Genomic DNA, 2763 nt, shown 5'->3' on the forward strand with positions numbered 1-2763 from the left:
CTCAGAAATTAATCTTGATCAATATGATTACATTCTTTTTGATACTCACCCCGACTTTGGTATTATCAATCGGAATGTTGTTGTCGCAGCAGATGCTGTAATCAGTCCCCTTGAGCCCAATATCTTTGGTTGGGCCGCTAAAGCTCGTATACAAGCAAGAGTTGCTGGATTATTAAATCACTTAATCAATCCTAGTACCCGCAAGCCTTTTATTGATACCCCACTTTATTTTATTAATAACAAGGTGGAACACAATACACGTGAGTCGCAAGACTTGATTGAGCGGACTATGGATGATGAACAGGTCATCGCAACGATTCCGAACAAACAACTATTTAAAGCAACAATTCGAAAAAATGAACCAATTGTAACGATGCAAGAAGATTCTAAGATTCTCAACGCTAATCGACAATTTTTCCAGAAACTGGACATCGCTTATGCAAGCATGCAACAAAAAATTGATAAATTATAAAGAGGAGAAACAATTATGGCCATTAAGGGTGAAGCACCAAAGCGTTCAGAACTGACTAAACAAGAATTTGCAGAGATGATTGAAAAAAAGGAAACTGCAGAAAACCAGCAAGCCCCCTCACCTTCTCTGAAGGGAATGAGAGAAACTAAAAAGCAATATGTCATCATGATGAAACCTTCTATTCATGATGCTGGTGTACAAAAGGCAAAATCAATGGGGTTAAGCTTTTCCGCTTGGTTGGAATTAGTTGCAAGCAATGAATTGAATAATTAACTACAGTTACAATCATAATTACACTTACAATTATAGTTATAGTTGTAATTAGGAGACACATATGTATTATTACCGTGAAAAAAATAATGATGATGGCGCCGTTGTAATGGGCTGGGTCATCGCTATCGGATTGTTAGTTTGCACCTTAGGATTATTTCTTGCCTGGTTGCTTATTAAATGGACCGTTAAGCTTTCGATTAAGTACTTTAAATGGGCAAATCGAGACCCTAAATGGTTAGCTGAAACTAAGTCTCAGTATTATGCTTATCGATAAATAACAAAAGGAGCTAAGTCATTTTAGTTCCTTTTTTATTGGTTAGCTTTCTCACACCGTTTTGAAGCATATCCGACCTATATATGAAGCAGTAAGAAGTGAAAATATAAAAAGCGCCTGGCTAACAAGTCAAGGCGCTTTTTTTGGAAGAGGCGTTCGGTAGCAACGTCCATAAGATTATATCAAAGGAAATATGCCTCCACTATTCGATAACCATGACTATATTTATTATATTGACGTTCGTGTCTCAATAATAAACGATAATCAATATGGAGAACTATATCAGTTTGACTTTGAAGATAACCATCACTGCGTCAGGTTCTCTCCTAATCGTTTAAAGGGATTAGCAAATATTAATAAGATTAAATTGACTGAAAAGAATAATAATAAGATAAAAATAATGTTGTGTGGTCACTTTTTCAATTCGTCTGGTAATATCGCTTTTGCCCCAAGAACACCATATGCGTCAGATTTCATAACTATTCCAGATGAGTAATTTTTTTATATAAACATTCTTTGTCAACATCTGGATCACTTAATTCTATTTTATACTCTATTAAAAGTTCCGCAGCCTGTAATTCAATGTCATTTTTTAAATTAGGAGTATGTGGAACGCTGAAAATGTACTTATATAAATTTGGACATCGTGTTTCAATTAGCCATATTAAAATATTTAACTGTTCTTCTTTATTATTCATAATCGTGCGCTCCTATAATTCAGTTTCGCTAAAAGCACCATAATTTTTCTAGCGGTATCGCAAAGCTCTACTTAATTCTGCTAGTAAATATGTTTACGTTCCAAACTGGTTTAATAAACCTACCATACATCTTTAAAATTTTGTTTTCGTGATTGCATAGCATTGAATTCTCCAAATAGTTGGATCAACATTAAAAATTCGTCTATTTGCTGTTCTGTGGGTTCCGAATCAAACTCAGGAAAAAATCGTCTAAACCAAATAATATTCTGGTTTAAACTAGCACTAAAAAAATAATCAATTGATTCGAATGTATTCAATTTGTATTGGTTCAATTCCTCAAAGTCGTAAACATAACTGGGTAAGCATGTTCTAATACGATTGATAAAATAATTTAAAGAATCTAATTGTATGTTTTGCATATTAACCAAATTACCTTCTTTTTTATGTATAACTAGCACCAGGCTAGTTGTGTAAATTAAATTAATTTCTTTCGTTTCATGGCCATGAACATTGTCGCAGTACCGGTTGCTAATACAGCGGCTGCAGTAATACCTTCATTTGAATTACCTACCGCTTTGCCCGTTTCAGGCAAAACTGGTGCTGCCTGTTCAACAGCACTCACAGTAGCTTGAGAACCCGCAACGGCTGGTTGTGGTTGACTAGGTTGTTGAGGGTAGTTATTCGTGATGTTATTTGTCGTGTAATTATTCGTTGTATATGAATAATTATTTGTAGTGTTGTTTGTGATTGAAGGATTGGGAGTCTGATCGATGGCAATTAAAGCCTTATGATATGAAACTGATGCTGTTTCATACTTTGGCATCTCATACAAGTGATATGAGGATTTAACAGCATCAGGCTTCTTTGGTTCATCAACAAGGGTCAATGTTGGCTTCTTGGGTAGTGTTTGAACCGGTATGGTAGTGGCACTATACGCCCAAGTCGTGTTGTTACTATCATTTGCACCTGAATCTGTGCGATAGTTAATAACAATTTGATCGTCTCCATCCAGTTGGAAAATCGCTGCTCCTTTGTAGAAGTTTGGG

The 2763-nt window shown here is 35.4% G+C and carries 5 protein-coding genes; 3 read left to right on the forward strand and 2 right to left on the reverse strand.

Annotated elements, in window-relative coordinates:
• The 3 genes from IV71_RS06800 to IV71_RS06810 all read left to right on the forward strand — a co-directional run.
• The coding region (locus IV71_RS06800; protein ID WP_156405647.1) for a ParA family protein at nt 1-472 on the forward strand (472 nt) is incomplete at its 5' end.
• Nucleotides 473-487: 15 nt separating this feature from the next.
• The gene (locus tag IV71_RS06805; RefSeq protein WP_010690500.1) at nt 488-745 is read left to right on the forward strand and encodes a hypothetical protein; all 258 of its coding nucleotides are present in this window, start codon (nt 488-490) and stop codon (nt 743-745) included.
• 61 nt (nt 746-806) lie between these two features.
• On the forward strand, nt 807-1019 hold the full coding sequence (locus tag IV71_RS06810; RefSeq protein ID WP_010690501.1) for a hypothetical protein: 213 nt from the start codon (nt 807-809) through the stop codon (nt 1017-1019).
• Between the two features lie 479 nt (nt 1020-1498).
• Here the strand turns inward: IV71_RS06810 and IV71_RS06820 are convergent, their stop codons facing one another.
• Complete coding sequence (locus IV71_RS06820) at nt 1499-1717, reverse strand: hypothetical protein (RefSeq protein WP_010690503.1); 219 nt, start codon at nt 1715-1717, stop codon at nt 1499-1501.
• A gap of 475 nt (nt 1718-2192) precedes the next feature.
• Nucleotides 2193-2763 (reverse strand): LPXTG cell wall anchor domain-containing protein (locus IV71_RS06830; protein WP_162258599.1); only part of this gene is annotated, 571 nt, incomplete at its 5' end.

The organism is Fructobacillus fructosus KCTC 3544 (assembly GCF_001438695.1).
GTDB lineage: Bacteria > Bacillota > Bacilli > Lactobacillales > Lactobacillaceae > Fructobacillus > Fructobacillus fructosus.

What these genes read in the sequence shown, in the direction of transcription:
- IV71_RS06805 (WP_010690500.1), top strand. Translation starts at nt 488, where the DNA reads ATGGCCATTAAGGGTGAAGCACCAAAGCGTTCAGAACTGACTAAACAA.
- IV71_RS06810 (WP_010690501.1), top strand. Translation starts at nt 807, where the DNA reads ATGTATTATTACCGTGAAAAAAATAATGATGATGGCGCCGTTGTAATG.
- IV71_RS06820 (WP_010690503.1), bottom strand. Translation starts at nt 1,717, where the DNA reads ATGAATAATAAAGAAGAACAGTTAAATATTTTAATATGGCTAATTGAA.